Below are 19,860 nucleotides of genomic sequence, written 5' to 3' on the forward strand. Positions count from 1 at the left end.
AATGGAAGCTAAATATGTAAAAGATAAAAGTTTTAGAGAAGAACTTTTGCCAAGATTTAATGCAAATAAAAAACACGAATTAACCTCAGAAGAAATAAAGCTAAAAGAACTTCACAGAAAAATTTCAGAGGATAAAAAGATTAGTTGGGATTTATCTACCAAAGAAATCAATCGTCTAAGAAAAGAAGGCAAATATAAGGAGGCCGAGAGGATTGAGGATACAAGGCAATTGCTTAGTGATTTGCTTTAATAACCTTCTAATCAAGGCGACTTAACTAAAATTGGTTTTATCCCTACCACTATAATCAAGATTTTTGATCCTTCTTCAAGGATAATAGCTGATATCGTATATAATCCATCAATCTATCATGATGGTTGCTGCGATTTTTCGCTATATAAGACAATACAGTATTATTTTTAAAAACAACATTAATATCCAATTTTTCTATTAACTGTTTTGTCGTAATATAATCAGGTGATTCTTGGAATTGCTTTCCTTTTACTAATCCATCTATAAGCGGTTCGCTGCTTATTATGTTACTAGTTATAATCTCCTCTATAACTTCTTTGTTTACCCCCATTTTTTTAGCTATGTACCTTACAGGCCTATTATTTCCTCTTAAATTCATTATTTCTTCTATATATTTTTTATTCATATCCACACTAAATTTTCAAATAATTAATCTTTTACACTTATTCATACCATCTATTAGGGAGAGTCGCAGAGTAAAGATTTTTATTAATCCATTTCCTGTATTCATCATAATCTGGCATTACCGAATAAAGAAGTTTCCAAAATTGTTGAGAATGGTTAGGCACTTTAAGATGGCATAATTCATGTACTATTACAGAGTCTATAATATTCTCAGGGCATAAGAATATCCTAAGGTTAAATGACAAGGTTTTATTGCCATAATTACAACTACCCAAAACAACTTTTTTTGGACGGTATACCTTTATCCTAGATACTTTAAACCCAAAAAACTCATTATTTATGTGATTTACCCTTTGGATAACATATGGCAATACAAGTTTTATTAGAAATTTAATCACCCTGTCATTTAGTATATAATTGGCTTTAGTAGCTTCAGATGCAGGAATAACTACATAAAGCAAATTTCCAGTTAACTTTGTCATTGGTCTCTTTATAAATTGGTCTATTGAACTATGTATTAAAAAGCTCCTATCTGTAATATGTATTAAGTCACCATCTTTAAATCGTAATTCCCTATATATCTGACCGTCAATTATCCTTTTTATAAGCCTACGTTTCAATATGCTTATATATTTAATTTTATCCTTAGCATTAAGACGTAAGGGGAGTTTGAGACAAATCTTATCGTCCTCTATGAATCCAGTAGCAGTTTTGCGGTTTAAGAATTTTATATCTAATACGTATTTTTTGCCATTTACATAAACAAAATTCTCTGAGGTATTTATTTCATCCAATATATTACCTATTGAAAAGATTTATAACTTAAAACTTATAAAACAATAATATGAACAGGTATTTACTTGTTGTATTACTAATGTTGGTTTTGGTTCCAATAACGAGTTCATCAGCTACTATAAATTCCACCTCTGTACTAAGTCAATCAAAATCACTCGAGTACCATATGAATATTGGCGAGTATACATATGAAGAACTTAATATTTCAAATGAATCAACAATTGTAATAAGTTATAATACAAGTTCTTCTGCAGCCTTATTACTGGTAAATGCATCAAACTATGCTTCTTATGCCAATAATGAGAGGACTGAAGAAATTTATAGTTCAAAGGTTGAAAATTCTGGAGTAAAGGAATTAAACGTTTCTCCTGGTTCTTACTATGTAATATTAAAGGCAGAATATAAACCTATAAATTATTCATTTTACATTTTTGTTTCTCCACCAAGCAAACTAAAATCAGTCAACTTCTCTAATGAATATACAGATAATTTTAGTCTATCTAATTATACAAATTTCTCAATTGACTTAATATCAAACAAAGAGATAGATATGATTCTACCAAACTATTACAATTACATTATACAGCCATATGAAGAATTTCAAATAACTGCCTACCTAAATAGGGGCCCACAGAAAATAATATTCAAAACAAATTCCTCATCACGATTATTTTTCTATATAAACAGCACAAATGAGATCATAAATCCTGTTTCTTTAATAAACAAATCTTCACCAAATCCTATGGGTATCGCAAGTTATGGGACATATCTAAAGCAAGGTAAACTGCAAACATTCAAAATAAAAACCAATGAAATTATAGGCACTGCTAATATAACATCTATTTATGCATATAGCAGTGATCCACCCGAAAATACATCACCCTATGGTGCCAGTATACAGTTGAATGCAATGATGAATGTAATATCAGACAATAAAACTTACCAATACTGGCTGCAAGATGTAATGTCTCTAAATACAAGTTCATTAGAATACCAGATATACAGTAACATGTGGAATGACACTAAATTAGGCGCAAATTTATCAAAATCACAATTAATTGGGGATGGTTATATTGGAACCACTTATATAAAATACAACAACTCTAAAATTAAGACATCTTTTTATGGATCATATGATTCAAATAATCTCAATAACAAGCTTTCTTACCCTATATACTTTTCACCAGTTATAACTGTTAATAATACATCAATTGGGCCAAGGGTAAATTTTGGTTACTATACGCAAAATGGCTACAGATTCTTCAACAATGTGACAATAAAAATTCTAAATTCTACCTCTTATATAGAGGTAACTCCTTATTACGAAGCAGGAAACGGAAATTCGTTTGACGTTGGTTTAGTTTTTGGTGGAGAAAGTAATGATGAGTCATCTAAATTTTATAATATGAATTCAACAGAAGATCTTTATTATGTTTCAAATGACAGTTTGATTGCATTCCCATACTTATATACCTTTGGTATCAATACAGGGGAATCTGCATCAGACCTAAGCACTTCTGTTATAAATAATAAGATTATTACTGAAATTGGTAGCCCAAATTATAATGAAATAATAACTGAAAGCCAACATTATAATTCAAATAAAACATACGCACTTCAAAATGAATCCAAAGCATTCATAAACCCAACATCAGGCTATGAAGTTGATCTCCAAAATGGAAATCCAAGTATTAGTCAAATTTATGAATTTGTATACAAAAATTCTTTTAAATTACTGATTTTGATTCTAACAATAATAATCTTATATACAATAAAATTTTTGATATTTAAGAACCACAACAAATAACAACACAACAATTTAACAAAGTGAGCGGGAAATCCCACACGCTTTAGCGGTGGGATGAAAGCGAACTGCTGAATAAAGTAAAGGTGTATAAATATGAATGGTTATACAAACAACATGGATTCCACAAGAGCCTATAAATTCAGGATATATCCAGATACTAAAAGGCAGAATGAGATAGATGAAAGGCTAATCCTTGCACAGCAGTTCTACAACAGGATTCTTGAGAAGTCAATCGCATCCTACCAGAACGGAAAGAGAAAAGTCTCTATGGCACAGTTCAACAGGTTCGTAAAAGAGGTAATCCAAGATGACAAGAGATACATGAAACTATACTCGCAGACGAGATGCGAGATTGAATATAGGCTTCTAAAGGCATACCAGAACTTCTTCAGGAGAATCAAGGAAAGAAACAAGAAGGCAGGATTTCCAAGATTCAGGTCAAGGGATATAAACGCGTCAATAAACATACTCAAAAGAGCTACCCTCGGACAGAGGGAAAGTCACGCTCGGGGAGAGAGTGTAAGGCCTCAAATGGAGGCAGTTCTCGAGGAACTGAGAACCGATAAAACACATCCTTTGCAGGATGCAGTGATTGCATGAATGCAGAGGAAGCCCACACCGTTTACGGGTGGGAGGATGTCACGTAAGTTAATGTTTCAAAATAAGTAAAATTGATAATAAAGGCAGATTTTAGGGAGGACAATATACATTCAGATTCCTTATTCATAGCAAATTTCATTTGGCTGTCTTTCGTTTACCTCCTGTTAGGCTCGCTTCTGCTTTATGCAATAGTAATGCTAAGCCTGAAAGTGTCATACGGGGCAATTTTCCTCCTGTGGTTCTTTGGGTTTGTAACGAATATAATATTCGGATTAAGCTATATGTTTGTGCCAGGGCTTATGCATTCCAAATATGCAGCTTATGATACAATAAGGGCCGAATTTTACGTATTCAATACTGGGATAATAATATTTTTCATATCTAATATTTTGAAATATGCTATAGCAGAACAATTAGGGCTGGCATTAATAATAATAGCAATATTTATAAACACAATAAATGTATTGAATATGACTTTATACCAGAAAAGAAATAAAAACAAAAAATCTGAAAGCAATTAGCTTTCAGTTATAGAGCTTAGCCTTTTTATTATATCCTTGACCTTTTTGGACAATTCTTCATCTGCCTTAATCACAGCAGAGCTTTCCTGCAAATAAGTTGCTTCATACTGCAATTTGTCCAGTTCAGAGCTTATTGCATATTTGTTCAAGTACTCCGAAGTCTGTGAATCCATATTGCCTTTTAACTTGTACCAAATAGGCAATTCCGAATCCTTTAACAAATCTATGCCCTTGTCTGTTATAGAATAATACTTTGTATTATCCTCTTCTCTTTTCTTAAGATATCCCAAGCTCTCAAGTTCCTTCAATGCAGGGTAAACATTTCCAGGGGATGGCTTCATTCTGCCTTCTGTTATCTCATTTACTATACTTATTATCTGGGACCCACTAATCTCTTTTTCTTTGGCTACTTTTAGTATAAGGTACTTAAGTCCCCTAAAACCTAAATGGCAACTGTGTCCCATCATTCCATGTGGTCCATGCCCACACATTCCTCTATGCTTTCCGCCCATCATCCCCTTACTGCCTTTTCCCATGCCCTGATGGGAATCCTCTTCAATATCTTCTCTATCTTCGTTTTCATCTTTTTCTTCCATTTCTCTCACCTATCAGATACAAAGTATCTAATATTAGATATCTACATTTAGATATTTATATGTTTCGTTCTGAAGAAAAGGAATAGAATTCGAAAAAGCAAAGGAAATTTACTGAGGTACAGGAGAACTTTCATCCTTTCCAGGCTTATCTAGATTTTTAGCTTCTTCTACTTCATTTGCAGGAAGCTCCTTATAAGTGAGCCACCAAGCATATCCCTTGTGATCTGCCATTGCCTTATCTGCATCCTCAATATTGTGAGGAACCGGATTAAGCACCTTGTCCCCTATTATCTCGTTATCAGGCCAATTTGCAGGCATTGCTGCTTTATACTTGTCAGCCATCTGAAGCCCCTTTATTACTCTCAGAAGCTCATCTACGCTCCTTCCCATCTCCAATGGGTAATATAATATCAATCTCAATATTCCTTTATCGTCTACCAAGAATACTGCTCTTACCGTCGATGAAGAGGATTCTGCGTGTATCATGCCAAGTCTTTTAGCAACCTTTCCCATAGAATCCCCTATTATAGGGAATGGAACTTTTATTTTAAGGTTTTCTTCAATCCATTTTATCCAAGCTATATGACTTACAACACTATCTACGGACAAACCTATAAGCTGTGTATTAAGCTTATTGAAATCGTCATTTCTTTTAGAAAAAGAAAAGAACTCCGTAGTGCATACTGGGGTAAAATCTCCAGGATGCGAAAATAGCATAAACCAGTGGCCATTAAATGAATCAGGAAGCTTCATCTTTCCTGCGGTCGTTTCAACATCCAACTCCGGAAATTTTTCTCCTATAAGAGGCATACTAAAATTTACATCATCCATAATCTCACCTATAAGCTATTGTACTCCATGTATTTATACCATTGTTAAATATACAATTACTTTTATATAAATAATGATTAGTAGATATAATACGGAAATAATACGGAAATTAAAAAACCCATAAAACTATTAAAAGATTTTATTTGCTCCCATCCCCTATTTTGCGAAGAGAGACTTCCCAACTATTTGTTTAAATAAACCAAATAAACATGTCTAAATATTATAGTATGGATCTTTATTCAAATAAAAAGTATTAAGTAATAAAAGGGCATAATAAGAGTATTGTATAAGGTTAAACCAACGCCTATAAGATTTCATTAATTGCTGTGAGGCAGTATTAAGAAAACTTTGCATTTGATATTCTATCAATTCATAGGCAAGGCCAAAATTTGTTTTTGGCATAAACATTTAACTTAACGTGTGATTATTTTGGTCGTTATAGATAATTCAAAACTCCATAAGCGCAAGAATAACAAGACTCCTAATAAAAGAAGCCAGTCTAAAAAAAATCAAAACAATACCATAAGAACCTCAAAATGGAAATACACACCAAAAGTAAAAATAAATAAAAAGGCATTAAACCACGATAAAGAGGTATCGGAGAATATAAAGCTTAAAGATATAGCGATAAAGGTATTTGTAATAGAAGTAATAATTCTTTTTGTATTTAGTGCTGTTCCTATATCAAAATCTTATCAGAGTAAGCTAGTTTCATCATTTAATTCATTAGCAGGCCCAATATACAACCAGTCTTATCCAATGATGGTATATAGCATAGCATCACACAATCTAGAGGTTGCCACATCTGAGCTTATCCCGGTAATAGGTCCTGCAGAGTTTGTATTATCATCTTCCATTACTGCAATAACCGCAGAAACATTGGGCAAGTCTGAGAATGCGTCAGTTCCAGGGCCTTTGCTGATGTTCGGACTATTCCTTTTGCCGGATACTTGGATAGAATTAATTGCATATTCCGCAGCTGTCGCAGAAAGCATAATGCTTCTGCTTGCTATATTAAAAAAGACCTTCAAGCATGAGGTTAAGCGTGCTGTGTATGTATGGGTATTTATAGTAATAGACCTCTTTGTTGCAGCAAGCCTTGAATCTGGAGCTTTAGTGCTTAAAAATGTGGTCTACCTAATGATGCTTTGGATACCGGCATTTATCATAGTGGGATTATTCTTAGTTATAGCTAAAAAACTAAGAATATTCACGTATTCAAAGATAAGCAATCGGAGATTACAGAAATCTTGAGTACACGATACAAACTTTCTCAATCCAAGCCTTTAAAATTATGGTTTATCCCAAAGTATAGATTTTCCTCACTCTAAGGAATTATTCATTTAGGTTGGTACATTGATCATTTATATCAATACAAAATACGGCATAGTTTAGAAGCAGCTAAAATGAATTAAAATAAAAATTCTTCCTTCAAAATATATACTAATGCTTAAGATAAACATTGGAGAGGGATTTGATCTTAATGCCCAGATAGTTATGACTGGCAGAGGTTGTGTAATAGGACAAAGCGGATCGGGAAAGTCCTACCTTGTTGGAGTAATATCAGAGGAACTTTGCAGAAACAACCTACCATTTATTATAATAGACACCGAAGGCGAATACCGTAACCTGAAGAGCAGATTTGATGCCATATGGGTAAGCAGCGACAAGGCATCTGACCTAAATTTTGAAGTAAACTATAGCGGTCTCCTTAGGAAGAGCATAGACGACTCTATTCCTATAATATTTGATGTATCTGATGAAAGCGATAGCTCTGGCCTTGTTTCAAAGGTACTTAACAAGCTTTACGAACTTGAAACTGAGATACACAAACCTTATTTGGTTATTGTAGAAGAAGCAGACAAGTTTGCCCCACAAGTGGTAAGATCAAAGGAAATGAATATAATAGAAGAGCTTAGCGTTAGAGGAAGGAAAAGGGGAATAGGCTTGCTTATAGCTACACAAAGGCCTGCAAACGTCAGCAAGAACGTACTTTCACAATGTTCCTATGGATTTATAGGACGCATGACTATACAGAATGATATAAATGCAATAGATATACTTTTGGAGGATGAAGAAAACAAGAAAATACTGACAAGGCTAAATGTAGGTGAATTCGTATCATTTGGGCTGGGATTTAATGGCATGGTAAGAGTAAAAGAGCGTGAGATAAGGCACATGGGAGAAACACCACCACTTTCAGTACAAAGAAAGATAAGCAGTTTTGATGACATAATAAACGATATAAGAAAGTCGGAAGGATTAGTCCAAAAAGAGGTAGAATCAATTAAGGCAGACGAGCCAAAAAAGGTTCAGTACAAGAAAGAAGATGAAGATATAATTGAAGTTCAAATTATGGATTCAAGATATACAATTGATGATGCAAGGAAGTTTGCAGAAAGCAAGGCGAACAGCATAACAAATTTACTGCATAAATATGAAATAGAGTCGATAAAGAAGATATACTTGCCTGCAATCTACTCAAAGCTGCACATACCTACCAAGGACAATTCTACAGTAAAAGAAGGTTACAGCTTGATCGCATTTAACGATTATATAATAAAGATAGACAAGGAAAGTTTGGAAATGTACAAAATGCCAAAATTAAATTATAAAAAGTCGGCATTAACCCCTCAAGAAAGTTCGTTGCTTTACAGCCTTAGAGGATACAAGAAGGCAACACCTAAAAAGATCTCAGAACTGAGCGGATCAGAAGAAAAAGAATCAAAGCATATGCTTAACCATTTGGTTGATGAGGGAATTTTGGATTTTGATGGCAAATACTACAGCCTGCCACCTATTGAAAATTCCTATTTCTATATTCCAATATCATTCAACAGTTCTTTTATAAGTTCAAACGATATAGCGGGCAGCATAAAGCCTAGTGAAGCATACAAAAAGATAGGACTTATATTTGCAGGATGCAAGATTGAAAAGTCTGATACAGTTTATATGCCATTTTTCAAGGCAACATTCAGGAGAAAAAATAAGATAAAAACAATGCTAATGGACCCCATCGCGTTTAAAGATAGGTATAACGAATTCAAAAACTTTGTATGAAAATAGCATTGGCAGAAACTACCATTTCAATACCTAACCAAGAATAGAATTTAATATGATACATTTAAATAACTTTAACTCTCTATTTTTAGTGTAAAGTGATTACATGATATCCGGTTTTGTAATATCAAAGGTAGACGGGAAGTTGGATTCAGTTGGAGATTTGGCAAACCAAAGGTTTCCTAAATTGAACATAAACTTCGATTCTGTTGAAAAGGAAGACAAAAAACTAAAAGTTGATTACACATTCACAGCATCATACTCAAATAGTGAGAAAGAAAATTCAAAAGAAATTGGATCAATTGGGCTGAGCGGGTACATTACGATAGAGGACACTGCCGAGAACATAGAAGCCGCAGTATCAAAGTGGAAAAGCAAGCACACTCTTCCAGTAAACATCGCAGAAGAGATTATAAATGGCCTTAACTTCAGGTGCAGTGCCACCGGAACTCTTATAGCTTACTCACTTGGGCTCATACCACCTCTTGTCATAAGTCAGACAAAGATAGAGGAACCCAAAGAAGAAGGATCTGCAAAATGATCCTTCCTAATTTTTAAAGTATTATTTTTATACTTTGAATATCTAATCTTTATATTCAGATTTCAAAGTGATTAAATTGGAAGATAATGAAAAGCCTTATGGTAATTATGTCGACGGTGCGCTGCTGGATATAGACTACGTAATTCCCGAAGAAAATAAGGCTTGGATAAGGTTTTCCGTAAAAGGTACAGATGGCAAGAATTACTTGTTTTATGATAAAAAATTTGTTCCTTACTTTTACTTTATACCTGATACCAAAATAGGGGTTGAAGAGATAAAAAAGTTAAAAGCCCAAGCAGGCGGACAGATAAAGGTGCCTTCAAGAGTGGAGAAAGAGACAAAGGCTTTATTTGGAAAGCCAACAGCCGTATTTAAAGTAGTAACGGATATACCTACAGATGTATCCGCTTTTGCTGATTCTTTCAAAAAGTTTGGGAGATGCTATGAATATGATATACCATTTGGCAGGAGATACCTAATAGACAATAACATAATCCCACTTATCAATTACAGGTTTTACCTTAAAGATGACGACTTGGTCAAAGTGGAGCCATTAGAAGACAAGAAATCAGAGGTAAAACTGAATTACCTTTGCTTTGATATAGAAACTTATAACCCTCATGGGATGTCAAGGCCCGAAGTTGACCCTGTGATAATGATAAGCTATAGCTACCATTCAAATGATTCTGATGGAAATGGTGTCATAACCACAAAGAAGGTAAACCTACCTTATGTAACATATGTTGAGAAGGAAGAGCAGCTCTTTTCAGAATTTGAAAATCTGTTGGACAAGCTTGACATAGATATAGTTACAGGTTATAACTCGGCCACATTTGATGTCAGGTACATGCTTGACAGAGCCAAGGCGCTGAAAATAAAATTCAATATGGCAAGGTACAAGGACAGAGAAACAAGGATAGAAAGATATGGACTGGCAGAGAAAGTAAGGATTGCGGGGAGAGTGCATGTTGACACATACTTGGTTGTAAAGTTCATAGCAGTTGTAGGGGCGGCTGAATATATACTTAAATTGGACAACTTCAAGCTAAAAACAGTATACGATGCAGTATCAGGAGACACAAAGCACAATGTTGAGAAATTAGACATATGGAAGTTATGGGACAATGGAGGAGAGGATCTTTTAGAGCTTACAAAGTATAATCTAAGCGATTCGGAATCGCTCAGGAAGGTCTATGAAACATTCATACCTATAATGATAGAGCTTACAAGGACTACAGGCAATGTGCTCTCAGACATAGCTGTCTCAACAACAGGGCAGATGGTCGAATTTATGCTGATGAGATATGCACAGGAATTCGGGGAGCTCATACCAAACAAGCCAAGCTCAGAGGATATACGCAAGAGAGCCATGGAGCCGGTGGTAGGTGCATATGTGGTTACCCCCGAACCTGGAATATACTCAAATATTGCAATATTTGATTTTAGAGGATTATACCCATCAATCATAATATCCCATAATATAGACCCTTCATCCATATGCGATGGCAGCAATGAGAATTATTGCAAGGACGTATATGAATCTCCAACAGGCACCAAGTTTTCGAAGACTAGAAAAAGTATAATGCCAACAATACTACTTATACTGATAAACCAAAGGGCTGAAGTAAAGAAGCTTTACAAGCTGGACAAAGACAACATACTCCTTGGATCAAGGTCGCAGGCGCTTAAAATAGTATCAAATTCATTTTACGGTTATATGGGTTACATAAGATCTAGGTGGTACTCAAGGGAATGTGCTGGCAGCGTCACAGCATACGGAAGGGAATACATACACAAGCTGAAGGATTTGGCCGAAAGCAAAGGGTTTAAGGTAATATATGGTGATACCGATTCGATAATGTTCCTTTTAGGCAATAAAACCAAGGACGATGCGATGAAGTTCCTTTCAGATTATAATGCCACATTGCCCGAAGGAATGAACTTGGAGCTTGAGGATTTCTATACAAGAGGCGTATTTGTAGGCAAGAAGATCCAAAAGGGCACCACAGGGGCAAAGAAGAAATACGCGATGCTGTCAGAAAGCGGCAAGATAAAGATTAGGGGATTCGAATTGGTGCGCAGGGACTGGTCAAAGGTAGCACGCGATACACAGCTTAAAGTTTTAAACGAGATACTAAAGGAAGGAGACGCAAAGAAAGCAGTAGACATAGTCCGGGATGTCATAGCAAAGATAAGAGAAGGCAATATGCCAATAAAAGAATTTGCAATAATCACGCAGCTTAGAAAGTCCATAAAAAATTATACGTCCAAATCCCCAGAGCTCGTAGCAGCAAAGAAAGCAATAGACCAAGGATTGAAGACAGAAGACGATTTAAAGGATTCCGTGATAACTTACGTGATAACAAAGGACGGTGCATCAATATCAGATAAGGCTTCCCTGCTGGAATTTGCAAAGAGCTATGACCCTGAATATTACATAAACCACCAGATACTCCCAGCCACGCTGAAGATATTGAAGGAGCTTGGCTATGATGAGGATTACATCAAGAACCTCGGCACGCAGAAGAAACTTTAACCAAAAATCTCAAATTTCATTTGGTACCTTGGTAATCCAGTTTCCTTGTCCTTTTTCATAAGCCTAAGTACAGGATTCACCTTTAGCCCTATCTTAGGCAGAATTCCGGAATCCACAAGAATGCCGCTTACCTTTGGTCCTTCATCAAGCTTCGCAACAACAGCGTAATAGCTAACCTTGTCGCTAAAATCTTCGGGAGGTACCATTATCCGAGTATAAGAGTAAATTTCACCATTACCTGACAGTTTCTTATCGGTCATCTCGGTGCTTCCACAATCCTTGCATACTTTCCTCTTCGGGAAGTAAACCTTGTGGCATTTGCTGCATTCATTGCCAACGAAATTAAGCTTTTCGCTGTCCTCCCTGTAATTATACATCGGTTCTTTCATTCAATCCCCTCTTTTAAGTATATTCACCACTGCAGTGCTTCCGCTTCCCCCTACATTGTGGGTAAGACCTATCATTGCATTACTCACCTGCCTGCCCTCCGCTTCTCCCCTAAGCTGCCATACAATCTCAACTGCCTGCTTTATCCCCGTAGCGCCTACAGGATGGCCGCAGCCTTTCAAGCCACCGCTGGTGTTTACCGATATCCTTCCGTTCAATCCAGTTTCTCCGTCAAATATTGCTTTTGCTGCCTCCCCTTTCTTGTAAAATCCCAAATCCTCCATTGCCATTATCTCTGCTATAGTAAAGCAGTCGTGAACTTCTGCCACATTTACATCCGAAGGCTTTATCCTTGCTTGGGAATAAGCTTTTTCTGCTGCTATCCTTGCAGCCTTTATGCTTGTTATATCATCCCTGTCAGCAAGCCTAAGAGTGTCGCTTGCCTGTGCGCTTCCGGATATTATTATGGGAGTATCAGTGTACTTCTTCGCATCATCAGCAGGCACCATTATCAGCGAAGCAGATCCGTCAGATATAGGGGAGCAGTCGTACAGCTTCAAAGGGTCGGCTATCATCTTCGATTTCATCACATCGTCTATGCTTATGATCTTGTGAAAGTGCGCATACTTGTTCTTGTAAGCATTGGCATGGTTCTTAACTGCTACAGACGCCATCTGCTCCTCTGTTGTTCCGTAGTCATGCATGTGCCTTCTTGCCATCAGCGCATATAATCCTGGAAAAGTTATCCCGTCATCCAGCTCCCAGCTTTTGTCTCCGGCCCCACCCAACCCAGTAGTTGCTTCCGAAGTCGAAACATCTGTCATCTTCTCTATTCCCAATGCCATTACCCTGTCGTGCATGCCGCTTGCAACTGCAATATAAGCCTGCCTGAATGCCGTCCCTCCGCTTGCGCATGCGTTTTCGACTTTCAATGCGGGCACGTTTGAAAGTGCCAGTTCATCGGCAACCAATGCTCCCACATGCTCCTGCTCGGTAAGTCTTCCAGATGCCATATTACCAACATAAAGCGCATCTATGTCCTTGTTTGACATGCCTGCATCTTGGAAGGAGGCAATGCCTGCTTCGGATACAAGATTCCTTAAGCTTGCATCGTACCTCTCACCGAACTTTGTCAACCCTACTCCAACTATAGCAACCTTTCTCAATAAATCACCATTCAATCCTTGCCTTTCTGCTCTTTAAGTAATCAAAATAATTAAGGTACCTGCCACCATCAAGCATGCTTCTTACACTATTCTTTGGATTTGACTTTTTGTTTACCTTTATAGCTATAGCATCGCTTCCAAATCCCTGCGAATAAGAAGACAATAATATAAGGTCACCCGAATCGGATGACTCCAAGGCATTTGCAAGTGCAACCATCTCCGCGGTAGATCCCGAATCTCCTGTGTTCTTCAATATCGAATTTGCTTCAAGCTGCTCCGAGGTAAAGCCAAGCTGCTTTGCAGTGTTAAGCATCTGTCCAGTGTTCGCTTGGCTGAATATTACTTGCTTGAAGTCCGAAGCTTTAAGCCCAAGCTTGCCAAATAATCCCGAAACCGCCTTTGATATATGGTTTGCATATCCCAATTGCGAGCCAAATCTGCCAGATGAAAAACTAAGCATCTTTTCTCCGGACTTTATGGACCATTCATCCTTGACATCAGAGTTGAACGAGTAAAATCCCAAGATATCTGCAATTCCTTCATCTGATTTTGATAATATGAACGAATTGCTCGCTGATGATCCTCTGTATCCGCTAGCTTCGCCTTCTTTTCCAATAAGGTTTCCCGCTGCAACAACCAATCCGGACTTTACCAATCCAGAATCAATCAACCCATCCATTAGGATTATGCTTGTTGTTGCGGATTTATGCGATGGGCCTATATCGGAAGCCAAAATGCCATTGTCCAGATTAAGCGCACTTATAAGAGCAGGAGAGATCTCCATACCTTTTTCAACATCTGAGTCAAACCCTATTAAAATCCCGTCTATGTCTCCATTTCCTTTATCGTGAAAAGAATCAATAGCAGCATTCGCAGATTCAAATGACATCGTAAGCAGGTCTTCATCTTCTGATGCAAACGCCTTTTCGATCATTCCTGTTGATTTTTCCATCTCGCTTCCAGATGCATTCCAGGATGCAGCTATATCCGTTATCCTTATTTTGCTCTTTGGTATATAAGTACCGTAACTGACTATGCTAGCCATATAAACATCATATCTAATTATTGCTTTCAATTTATACTTGATAAGGCAGTATTAGACATTTGGCGAATTGTAATTCGTCAATTATTTAGATGCAATCTTCAATATAAAACCATAAAACTAGAACAAATTTACGATAAAAATTAGGTTAACTTGTTTTTATTGCTTCTATAGATTTTGAGGCTACCTTAAGGTTACAAGAATCGTGGCTGCTGCACCATTGCTGGCATTTTTATGCATCTGATTTATCCACATAATGCAGTTTGCATATCTCACATTGAAAATAATCTCCGTCTTTCTTTACTATGTTACCACCTACAATATAAATTTAGAGCAATAAATAACTTTATGCAAAACTTTAAAGAATAACTAAAAATAAGCAGTTTTGATAAAATGCCGAAATATTATACAGGTTTAGGGGATAATGAAATCTCAACCATTGGAGGCTCAAGTTTAAGCAAATCCGATAGCCTTTTAGAAATAATCGGAAATTTGGATGAGTTAAACTCTAAATTAGGCACACTTATGGCATTTATAAATTCAGATTCGGATAGCATCTATGAGCTTGACGATATTAATATAAAGGAAATGCTGTTGAAAGTGCAGAACAAGATCTTCTCGATAAATGCCGAGTTCATAAGCACAGTAAATCCAATTTTCAAGCCAAAGAATTTAATTTCAGAATCCGATACAAAAGAGCTCGAATCCAATATCAGCATTTTGTCTTCAAAATTCCCAGATCTTAAAACTTTTGTTCTACCTGGAGGAAGCATACAGGGAGCATTGACAGATGAGGCAAGGACATTATGCAGAAGATGCGAAAGATCGATAGCAAAGAAATTTGATTATAATTCAATAATAAACCGCAGTATATTTTCATATGTAAACAGACTGTCTTCACTGCTGTTTGTATTAGAGCTTTACATAAATCACAAGAAGGGAAGCCAACCAATTCCTCCAAAATACTGAATCAATGCAACAGGTTTAGAAATAAATAAATATTATCGAACTTATAACTGATTATATGGTCACTAATAGCAAAGAAGGTAGCATCAGGCTGGAGAATAATTCGGCCGAAAAGCTTTTTCTAAGCAAAAAATCGATGAATGTTGACAAATTCATTAATTGGGCGGTTCTCGAAAATGAAGCTATCCATAAATCCATAAGAAAAATAGAATATGAAACGGATATAGAGGGCAATTTGGATGCCAAAAAGGATGTTTCTGCAAAACTGCGGCTAACTTCTTTTATGGATAAGCTTAATAAGAAAGAGAATTCCATTTCGCTTTACAATATGATAAGGTCTGATAGCAATAGCACTAAGACAGAAAATTTTGATTTTGACATAAGCAGGATAAACGACATAGAAGATAAAATATTGTCCGACAAAAAACTTTCAGAGGAAGAGAAAAAAATGCTCGATGACTACGCGGGTTACAGTGGAATTTTTAGTTATGGCATTAAGAAAATAGGCAAAAGCTCATACCTTGTAATTGAAAACTCTATAAATTCATTAGAATTTATAAAATTGGATCAAGAAGAAAATGTAGAGTTCGTTGAAAATTCTGAATTTTTTGGCGGTGGGATTTCTCCTATCAACGAGATTCAATTGTCTTTCAGCGTAAATGATGGCAGCTTATCCGGCAAATACAATTACCTGGTAGACATTGATATATTCCATAATGATATAAGCGATGTAGATATGAGATTTGACAAAAGTATTTATGAGGATGGAATAAAGAAGGGATTTGATTATGATTACCGTTACTATAAGAGAGGAAAAACAAGCCAAATTGAACTGTTAGGGTCTAAAAGACTAATAGATCCAACCAATGATGAAATATATAATGCCCTGGTCTATGCAATACAGCAAGAGAACCTTGTCAAATAACACCTCAATTTATAGGTCCTTTTCAATTTTTTCTATTTTGCGCTCAAACTCAAAGATGCTTTTCTCAAGGAAAAATCTAAGCGCCAATACAATTGCTATGCCAATAATTATTATTGCTATCCCTGCCAACCCAATATGCGATAATACAAATGCAAAGGCTATTGCTGCAGCTGGTGGATGCTCGCTATAAGTCAATATCATAAGCACTATCAATACAAATATCACTATTCCTGCAACTACAAACAATGGAAGTATGATTGTTGCAAATCCCCCGATATAGCCAACAATTGCCGCAAGCAGATAGCTCTTTACAAACTTGCCGGCCTTTGCTGCCCTTGAATTTGGCGTTATGAACATTATGAATATGCTGCTTGCAAACGAAGTAAATATTATTGCCGAAGTTCCAATTCCATAAAGAAGATCTATCCTGAAATATTCGAGCAGGAGCACCAATATAGCGAGGGTTGCGCCAGCAAGCACTGCGGGGGTCAGTCTTCTTTTGAGCCTTTTGCTTGAATTCTCCTTCCTCCTTGCCCGCTGCACCATCCTAATCAATAGATTAGAGACTTACATTTATTTATTTGATTGGTATCAACAAGTGCATATCTGACAAAAACCAATATCATATTTTCCTAAGGGCAAATGCTGATTTATAACCTCTATACATTTGCATTTAAAAAGTAAATGTATTATACATTTCGTGCTTTATATATGTAAGAATTTGATGCATTAGGTGATACTATAGTTATCAGTAAAGCTCTCATAACAGCTGCGGGAATGGGCACGAGAATGGCTCCATTTACGAAGGTTTGTGCCAAAGCCCTTGTGCCTATATTTTCAAAGGCAGATGGCAAAATTGAAGTCGCCCCTATAATAGACGAATTGGCAAGAAATTTTAGGCAAATCGGGATAAAGGACATTGGAGCTGTAGTATACAAGGACGATAGCAATCTTATAAAGCACCTCGAAGGAAATGGCATTTCGCTGTTCTACCAAAATGAAAGGCATGGCTTTGGCCATGCAGTGCTGATGGCAAAAGGTTTCTCCGAAAAAGATCCTTTTATATTGAATGCTGAAGATGGGATACTGAGCAGTGGATATGATTCAGCGATTAAGGTATTTGAAAAAGTAAATCCGGAGGCTTTGCTGATCTTAAGGAAAGTACCTAATCCCCAAAGATATGGGATAGTGGAGGTTAACGACGAATCAGAAATAGAAGGTCACAAAGTTTATAAAATAAAAGGCGCAGAGGAGAAGCCAAGCAGCCCTAAGTCTGACATGGCAATTGTCGCATCTTACATATTTACCCCCAAAATATTTGAGGCGCTTGAGAAGGCGAGCAGCGGTGAGTCCCTTGAGCTTACTGATGGTATATCCTGGCTTATCAAAAACAATTACAAGGTTTATGGGATGGTTCTCAATAATGATGAGATATGGCTTAATATAGGAGACCCGCAAAGCTACTATGAAACATTGAAATACACTTTCGAAAAGTAATAATTGTTCAGTCTCTCCATTTTACCTTTGGCATTAATACATCCCTGTATTTTTCAAGTCTTTTCCTATAATTTTTCAGATCTGAAAGAATTGCATAAACTTCATCCGGCAAAGTTCTGGATGGCTTCAATATGCCGAGCTTAGGCAAGACATTTCTTTCAGGATTGTAATAGTGTTGCTCAGCCTCTACCCTAGGGTTTTCTATAGGCTTTATTTCGGCATTTATGCCTAGCTTTTCCGCAATCGCCTTTACCTCATTAGCAAGCTCCATTACCGTATAAATTTCAGTGAACTGGTTTACAACTCTATATTCTCCTTTATTGGGGGGATTCTCTATAAGCCTTTTTAGCGATTCGACACTATCTTCCAAAGAAAGGAATGCTCTTGTCTGTCCGCCCTTCCCATAAGGCGTTAAAGGCATTCCGAGGATCGCTTCAACACAGTATCTGTTTATCACCGTTCCCCATACACCATCAAAATCCAACCTTGTAAACAGTTTCTTGTTAACTATCTCTTTTGTCCTTGTGCCATAAACAGGCCCTTGCATTATATCTGTAGCGGTTATGCCCCAGATTTTGTTGGCAAAAAGTATATCATTAGTATCGTGCACCTTTGACCAATGGTACCACGATCCTCCCCACTTAGGCACGGTTATAAGGTCTTCCTTGCCGTTTATGCTTGTATTGACAAATGCAGATTCAGGTATATCAAATTTAGGAGTTCCATATTCGCCCATTGTCCCCATTTTTACTAAGTGCGTATCTGGGCTAAACTGTTTTATCGCATAGAGCACATTTATAGTTCCCTCTATATTGTTGTGCATCGTATATATTGCATGTTCTGCATCCACCATCGAATAAGGTGCAGATCTTTGCTCTGCAAAATCTACTATCGCATCCGGCTTGTACCTCTTTATAAGCTCTGAGATTTTTGCAAAGTTCTTTATATCTAAATTATAGAATTGAATCTCTTTTCCAAAGACTTTCTTTGCTTCTTTTATCCTGGTTTCCATCGAAGGCAAAGGTAGCGCAGAATCGGACCCTACCTCACGCACCGCTTTGCGCGTGTAGAAGTTATCGACCCCTATAACATCATGCCCATTTGCAATCAGCCTTAACCCTAAAGCCCAACCTATGTAGCCGTCAATTCCCAATATCATTATTTTCATTTAAGCACCAAAGCAAAATTAACTCACCTAGGCAAATCCCACTACAAAGTAAATTTGGCTGCCTTTTATAAATAGGATAACTAAAAATATAAAAGAATAAGCAATATTCATTGCTGCAGGCAACTATCTATTTTTTTTATGTATCTTTTTATTATGTTTTCGGAACCTTCCCTGAGCACTATGGATATTGCATCCCTGTAAGCAATTCCTGCTTTAGGCGATATCCAATTGTCATATCTGAAGAAACCTCCAAGCCCATCATGAAACAGGTCTTTATTTAGAAGATACAAGATAGATCCTTCTATTATATGATACTTTGTCTCTGCACTATATTTATCAAAGTCTGCGAATAACTTTTTATAAAGCACCTGCTTTTGATTTTGGAATACAATATTATGTGCAAGCTCATGTACCAGTATTGCGGTAGCAACCTTTGCATCTTTGTAAATTTTTATTGTAAGTGGAACCGATAAAGAGTAAGGTGCATATTTGGATATATAAACATCTATATAAGGCTTTTGCCATTTTAATCCAGAAAACTTTTGAAAATTATCGAAAACTTTTTTATCAAAATAGGAAAGCTCCTTTTCTATGCTATCTATATAACCGGCTAATCTGCTATCTTTTATGGAGATATATTCCTTGCTTTCCAATTGGGCGAAAGTGCTGTCATATATGTAAGAATACGTAAAATTCAATTTTGGATACAAGGCCATTTTACCACTGCAGCATATATTGCAATTGCGATAAAGAAATATTTAAGAGCT

The 19,860-nt window shown here is 36.5% G+C and carries 21 protein-coding genes; 11 read left to right on the plus strand and 10 right to left on the minus strand.

Annotated elements, in window-relative coordinates; translation table 11 throughout:
- Position 1: 1 nt before the first annotated feature.
- Positions 2-250 (plus strand): hypothetical protein, encoded by a 249-nt coding sequence (locus Mia14_RS01315; protein ID WP_088819760.1) that lies wholly within the window; start codon positions 2-4, stop codon positions 248-250.
- A gap of 55 nt (positions 251-305) precedes the next feature.
- Here Mia14_RS01315 and Mia14_RS01320 read toward each other — a convergent pair whose 3' ends face one another.
- Positions 306-656 (minus strand): hypothetical protein, encoded by a 351-nt coding sequence (locus Mia14_RS01320; RefSeq protein ID WP_088819761.1) that lies wholly within the window; start codon positions 654-656, stop codon positions 306-308.
- A 37-nt stretch (positions 657-693) separates the two neighbouring features.
- On the minus strand, positions 694-1,449 hold the full coding sequence (locus Mia14_RS01325; RefSeq protein WP_157891421.1) for a M48 family metallopeptidase: 756 nt from the start codon (positions 1,447-1,449) through the stop codon (positions 694-696).
- 167 nt (positions 1,450-1,616) lie between these two features.
- Here Mia14_RS01325 and Mia14_RS01330 point away from each other — a divergent pair, with 167 nt between their 5' ends.
- From Mia14_RS01330 to Mia14_RS01340, 3 genes are all read left to right on the plus strand, one after another.
- Positions 1,617-3,257 carry a thermopsin family protease gene (locus Mia14_RS01330; protein ID WP_157891422.1) on the plus strand — a complete coding sequence of 547 codons (1,641 nt, stop codon included), beginning with the start codon at positions 1,617-1,619 and terminating at the stop codon, positions 3,255-3,257.
- Positions 3,258-3,350: 93 nt separating this feature from the next.
- A complete protein-coding gene (locus Mia14_RS01335; RefSeq protein WP_088819764.1) occupies positions 3,351-3,857 on the plus strand; it encodes a helix-turn-helix domain-containing protein in 507 nt (168 codons plus the stop codon).
- Positions 3,858-3,928: 71 nt separating this feature from the next.
- Entirely contained in the window at positions 3,929-4,378 is a 450-nt protein-coding gene (locus tag Mia14_RS01340) for a hypothetical protein (protein ID WP_088819765.1), read from the plus strand.
- Here the strand turns inward: Mia14_RS01340 and Mia14_RS01345 are convergent.
- Together Mia14_RS01345 and Mia14_RS01350 are read right to left on the minus strand one after the other, a co-directional pair.
- On the minus strand, positions 4,375-4,974 hold the full coding sequence (locus tag Mia14_RS01345; RefSeq protein WP_088819766.1) for a PadR family transcriptional regulator: 600 nt from the start codon (positions 4,972-4,974) through the stop codon (positions 4,375-4,377). The two genes, Mia14_RS01340 and Mia14_RS01345, sit on opposite strands and share 4 nt — an antisense overlap.
- A 108-nt stretch (positions 4,975-5,082) precedes the next feature.
- Positions 5,083-5,805 (minus strand): peroxiredoxin, encoded by a 723-nt coding sequence (locus tag Mia14_RS01350; protein ID WP_088819767.1) that lies wholly within the window; start codon positions 5,803-5,805, stop codon positions 5,083-5,085.
- Between the two features lie 429 nt (positions 5,806-6,234).
- Between Mia14_RS01350 and Mia14_RS01355 the strand changes: the two genes are divergently transcribed.
- The 4 genes from Mia14_RS01355 (at position 6,235) to Mia14_RS01370 (ending at position 11,942) form a co-directional block, all read left to right on the plus strand.
- Positions 6,235-7,059, plus strand: a complete 825-nt coding sequence (locus tag Mia14_RS01355; RefSeq protein ID WP_088819768.1) for a stage II sporulation protein M — start codon at positions 6,235-6,237, stop codon at positions 7,057-7,059.
- A 192-nt stretch (positions 7,060-7,251) separates the two neighbouring features.
- Complete coding sequence (locus tag Mia14_RS01360) at positions 7,252-8,865, plus strand: ATP-binding protein (RefSeq protein WP_088819769.1); 1,614 nt, start codon at positions 7,252-7,254, stop codon at positions 8,863-8,865.
- A gap of 106 nt (positions 8,866-8,971) precedes the next feature.
- On the plus strand, positions 8,972-9,406 hold the full coding sequence (locus Mia14_RS01365; protein WP_088819770.1) for a hypothetical protein: 435 nt from the start codon (positions 8,972-8,974) through the stop codon (positions 9,404-9,406).
- Positions 9,407-9,482: 76 nt separating this feature from the next.
- A complete protein-coding gene (locus tag Mia14_RS01370; protein ID WP_198539385.1) occupies positions 9,483-11,942 on the plus strand; it encodes a DNA-directed DNA polymerase in 2,460 nt (819 codons plus the stop codon).
- Here Mia14_RS01370 and Mia14_RS01375 read toward each other — a convergent pair.
- From Mia14_RS01375 to Mia14_RS01385, 3 genes are read right to left on the minus strand one after another with little or no spacing between them, the layout of a single operon-like run.
- Positions 11,939-12,331: a Zn-ribbon domain-containing OB-fold protein gene (locus Mia14_RS01375; protein WP_088819772.1), complete on the minus strand. Its 393-nt coding sequence runs from the start codon at positions 12,329-12,331 to the stop codon at positions 11,939-11,941. The two genes, Mia14_RS01370 and Mia14_RS01375, sit on opposite strands and share 4 nt — an antisense overlap.
- Entirely contained in the window at positions 12,332-13,495 is a 1,164-nt protein-coding gene (locus Mia14_RS01380) for a thiolase domain-containing protein (RefSeq protein WP_088819773.1), read from the minus strand. It abuts the gene before it with no gap.
- A 4-nt stretch (positions 13,496-13,499) separates the two neighbouring features.
- Positions 13,500-14,540 (minus strand): hydroxymethylglutaryl-CoA synthase family protein, encoded by a 1,041-nt coding sequence (locus Mia14_RS01385; RefSeq protein WP_088819774.1) that lies wholly within the window; start codon positions 14,538-14,540, stop codon positions 13,500-13,502.
- Between the two features lie 390 nt (positions 14,541-14,930).
- Here Mia14_RS01385 and Mia14_RS01390 point away from each other — a divergent pair, with 390 nt between their 5' ends.
- The gene (locus Mia14_RS01390; RefSeq protein WP_088819775.1) at positions 14,931-15,506 is read left to right on the plus strand and encodes a cob(I)yrinic acid a,c-diamide adenosyltransferase; all 576 of its coding nucleotides are present in this window, start codon (positions 14,931-14,933) and stop codon (positions 15,504-15,506) included.
- A gap of 55 nt (positions 15,507-15,561) precedes the next feature.
- On the plus strand, positions 15,562-16,428 hold the full coding sequence (locus tag Mia14_RS01395; RefSeq protein WP_088819776.1) for a hypothetical protein: 867 nt from the start codon (positions 15,562-15,564) through the stop codon (positions 16,426-16,428).
- 9 nt (positions 16,429-16,437) lie between these two features.
- On the opposite strand, the gene Mia14_RS01400 is transcribed toward Mia14_RS01395, so the two are convergent.
- Positions 16,438-16,974, minus strand: a complete 537-nt coding sequence (locus Mia14_RS01400; RefSeq protein ID WP_088819777.1) for an HPP family protein — start codon at positions 16,972-16,974, stop codon at positions 16,438-16,440.
- A 216-nt stretch (positions 16,975-17,190) separates the two neighbouring features.
- Between Mia14_RS01400 and Mia14_RS01405 the strand changes: the two genes are divergently transcribed.
- Complete coding sequence (locus Mia14_RS01405) at positions 17,191-17,925, plus strand: sugar phosphate nucleotidyltransferase (RefSeq protein WP_269799412.1); 735 nt, start codon at positions 17,191-17,193, stop codon at positions 17,923-17,925.
- 7 nt (positions 17,926-17,932) lie between these two features.
- Here the strand turns inward: Mia14_RS01405 and agl3 are convergent, their stop codons facing one another.
- Positions 17,933-19,093: a UDP-sulfoquinovose synthase gene (gene agl3, locus Mia14_RS01410; protein WP_088819779.1), complete on the minus strand. Its 1,161-nt coding sequence runs from the start codon at positions 19,091-19,093 to the stop codon at positions 17,933-17,935.
- A 107-nt stretch (positions 19,094-19,200) separates the two neighbouring features.
- Positions 19,201-19,809, minus strand: a complete 609-nt coding sequence (locus Mia14_RS01415; RefSeq protein ID WP_088819780.1) for a hypothetical protein — start codon at positions 19,807-19,809, stop codon at positions 19,201-19,203.
- Positions 19,810-19,860 lie beyond the last annotated feature (51 nt).

This window comes from Candidatus Mancarchaeum acidiphilum (assembly GCF_002214165.1).
Taxonomy (GTDB): Archaea; Micrarchaeota; Micrarchaeia; order Micrarchaeales; family Micrarchaeaceae; genus Mancarchaeum; species Mancarchaeum acidiphilum.

Excerpts from the sequence above, each read along its gene's own strand:
- Mia14_RS01350 (WP_088819767.1), bottom strand. The coding sequence starts at position 5,805 with ATGGATGATGTAAATTTTAGTATGCCTCTTATAGGAGAAAAATTTCCG.
- Mia14_RS01365 (WP_088819770.1), top strand. The coding sequence starts at position 8,972 with ATGATATCCGGTTTTGTAATATCAAAGGTAGACGGGAAGTTGGATTCA.
- Mia14_RS01360 (WP_088819769.1), top strand. The coding sequence starts at position 7,252 with ATGCTTAAGATAAACATTGGAGAGGGATTTGATCTTAATGCCCAGATA.
- Mia14_RS01400 (WP_088819777.1), bottom strand. The coding sequence starts at position 16,974 with ATGGTGCAGCGGGCAAGGAGGAAGGAGAATTCAAGCAAAAGGCTCAAA.
- Mia14_RS01385 (WP_088819774.1), bottom strand. The coding sequence starts at position 14,540 with ATGGCTAGCATAGTCAGTTACGGTACTTATATACCAAAGAGCAAAATA.
- Mia14_RS01320 (WP_088819761.1), bottom strand. The coding sequence starts at position 656 with ATGAATAAAAAATATATAGAAGAAATAATGAATTTAAGAGGAAATAAT.
- Mia14_RS01415 (WP_088819780.1), bottom strand. The coding sequence starts at position 19,809 with ATGGCCTTGTATCCAAAATTGAATTTTACGTATTCTTACATATATGAC.
- Mia14_RS01345 (WP_088819766.1), bottom strand. The coding sequence starts at position 4,974 with ATGGAAGAAAAAGATGAAAACGAAGATAGAGAAGATATTGAAGAGGAT.
- Mia14_RS01395 (WP_088819776.1), top strand. The coding sequence starts at position 15,562 with ATGGTCACTAATAGCAAAGAAGGTAGCATCAGGCTGGAGAATAATTCG.
- Mia14_RS01375 (WP_088819772.1), bottom strand. The coding sequence starts at position 12,331 with ATGAAAGAACCGATGTATAATTACAGGGAGGACAGCGAAAAGCTTAAT.
- agl3 (WP_088819779.1), bottom strand. The coding sequence starts at position 19,093 with ATGAAAATAATGATATTGGGAATTGACGGCTACATAGGTTGGGCTTTA.
- Mia14_RS01330 (WP_157891422.1), top strand. The coding sequence starts at position 1,617 with ATGAATATTGGCGAGTATACATATGAAGAACTTAATATTTCAAATGAA.
- Mia14_RS01335 (WP_088819764.1), top strand. The coding sequence starts at position 3,351 with ATGAATGGTTATACAAACAACATGGATTCCACAAGAGCCTATAAATTC.
- Mia14_RS01390 (WP_088819775.1), top strand. The coding sequence starts at position 14,931 with ATGCCGAAATATTATACAGGTTTAGGGGATAATGAAATCTCAACCATT.
- Mia14_RS01315 (WP_088819760.1), top strand. The coding sequence starts at position 2 with ATGGAAGCTAAATATGTAAAAGATAAAAGTTTTAGAGAAGAACTTTTG.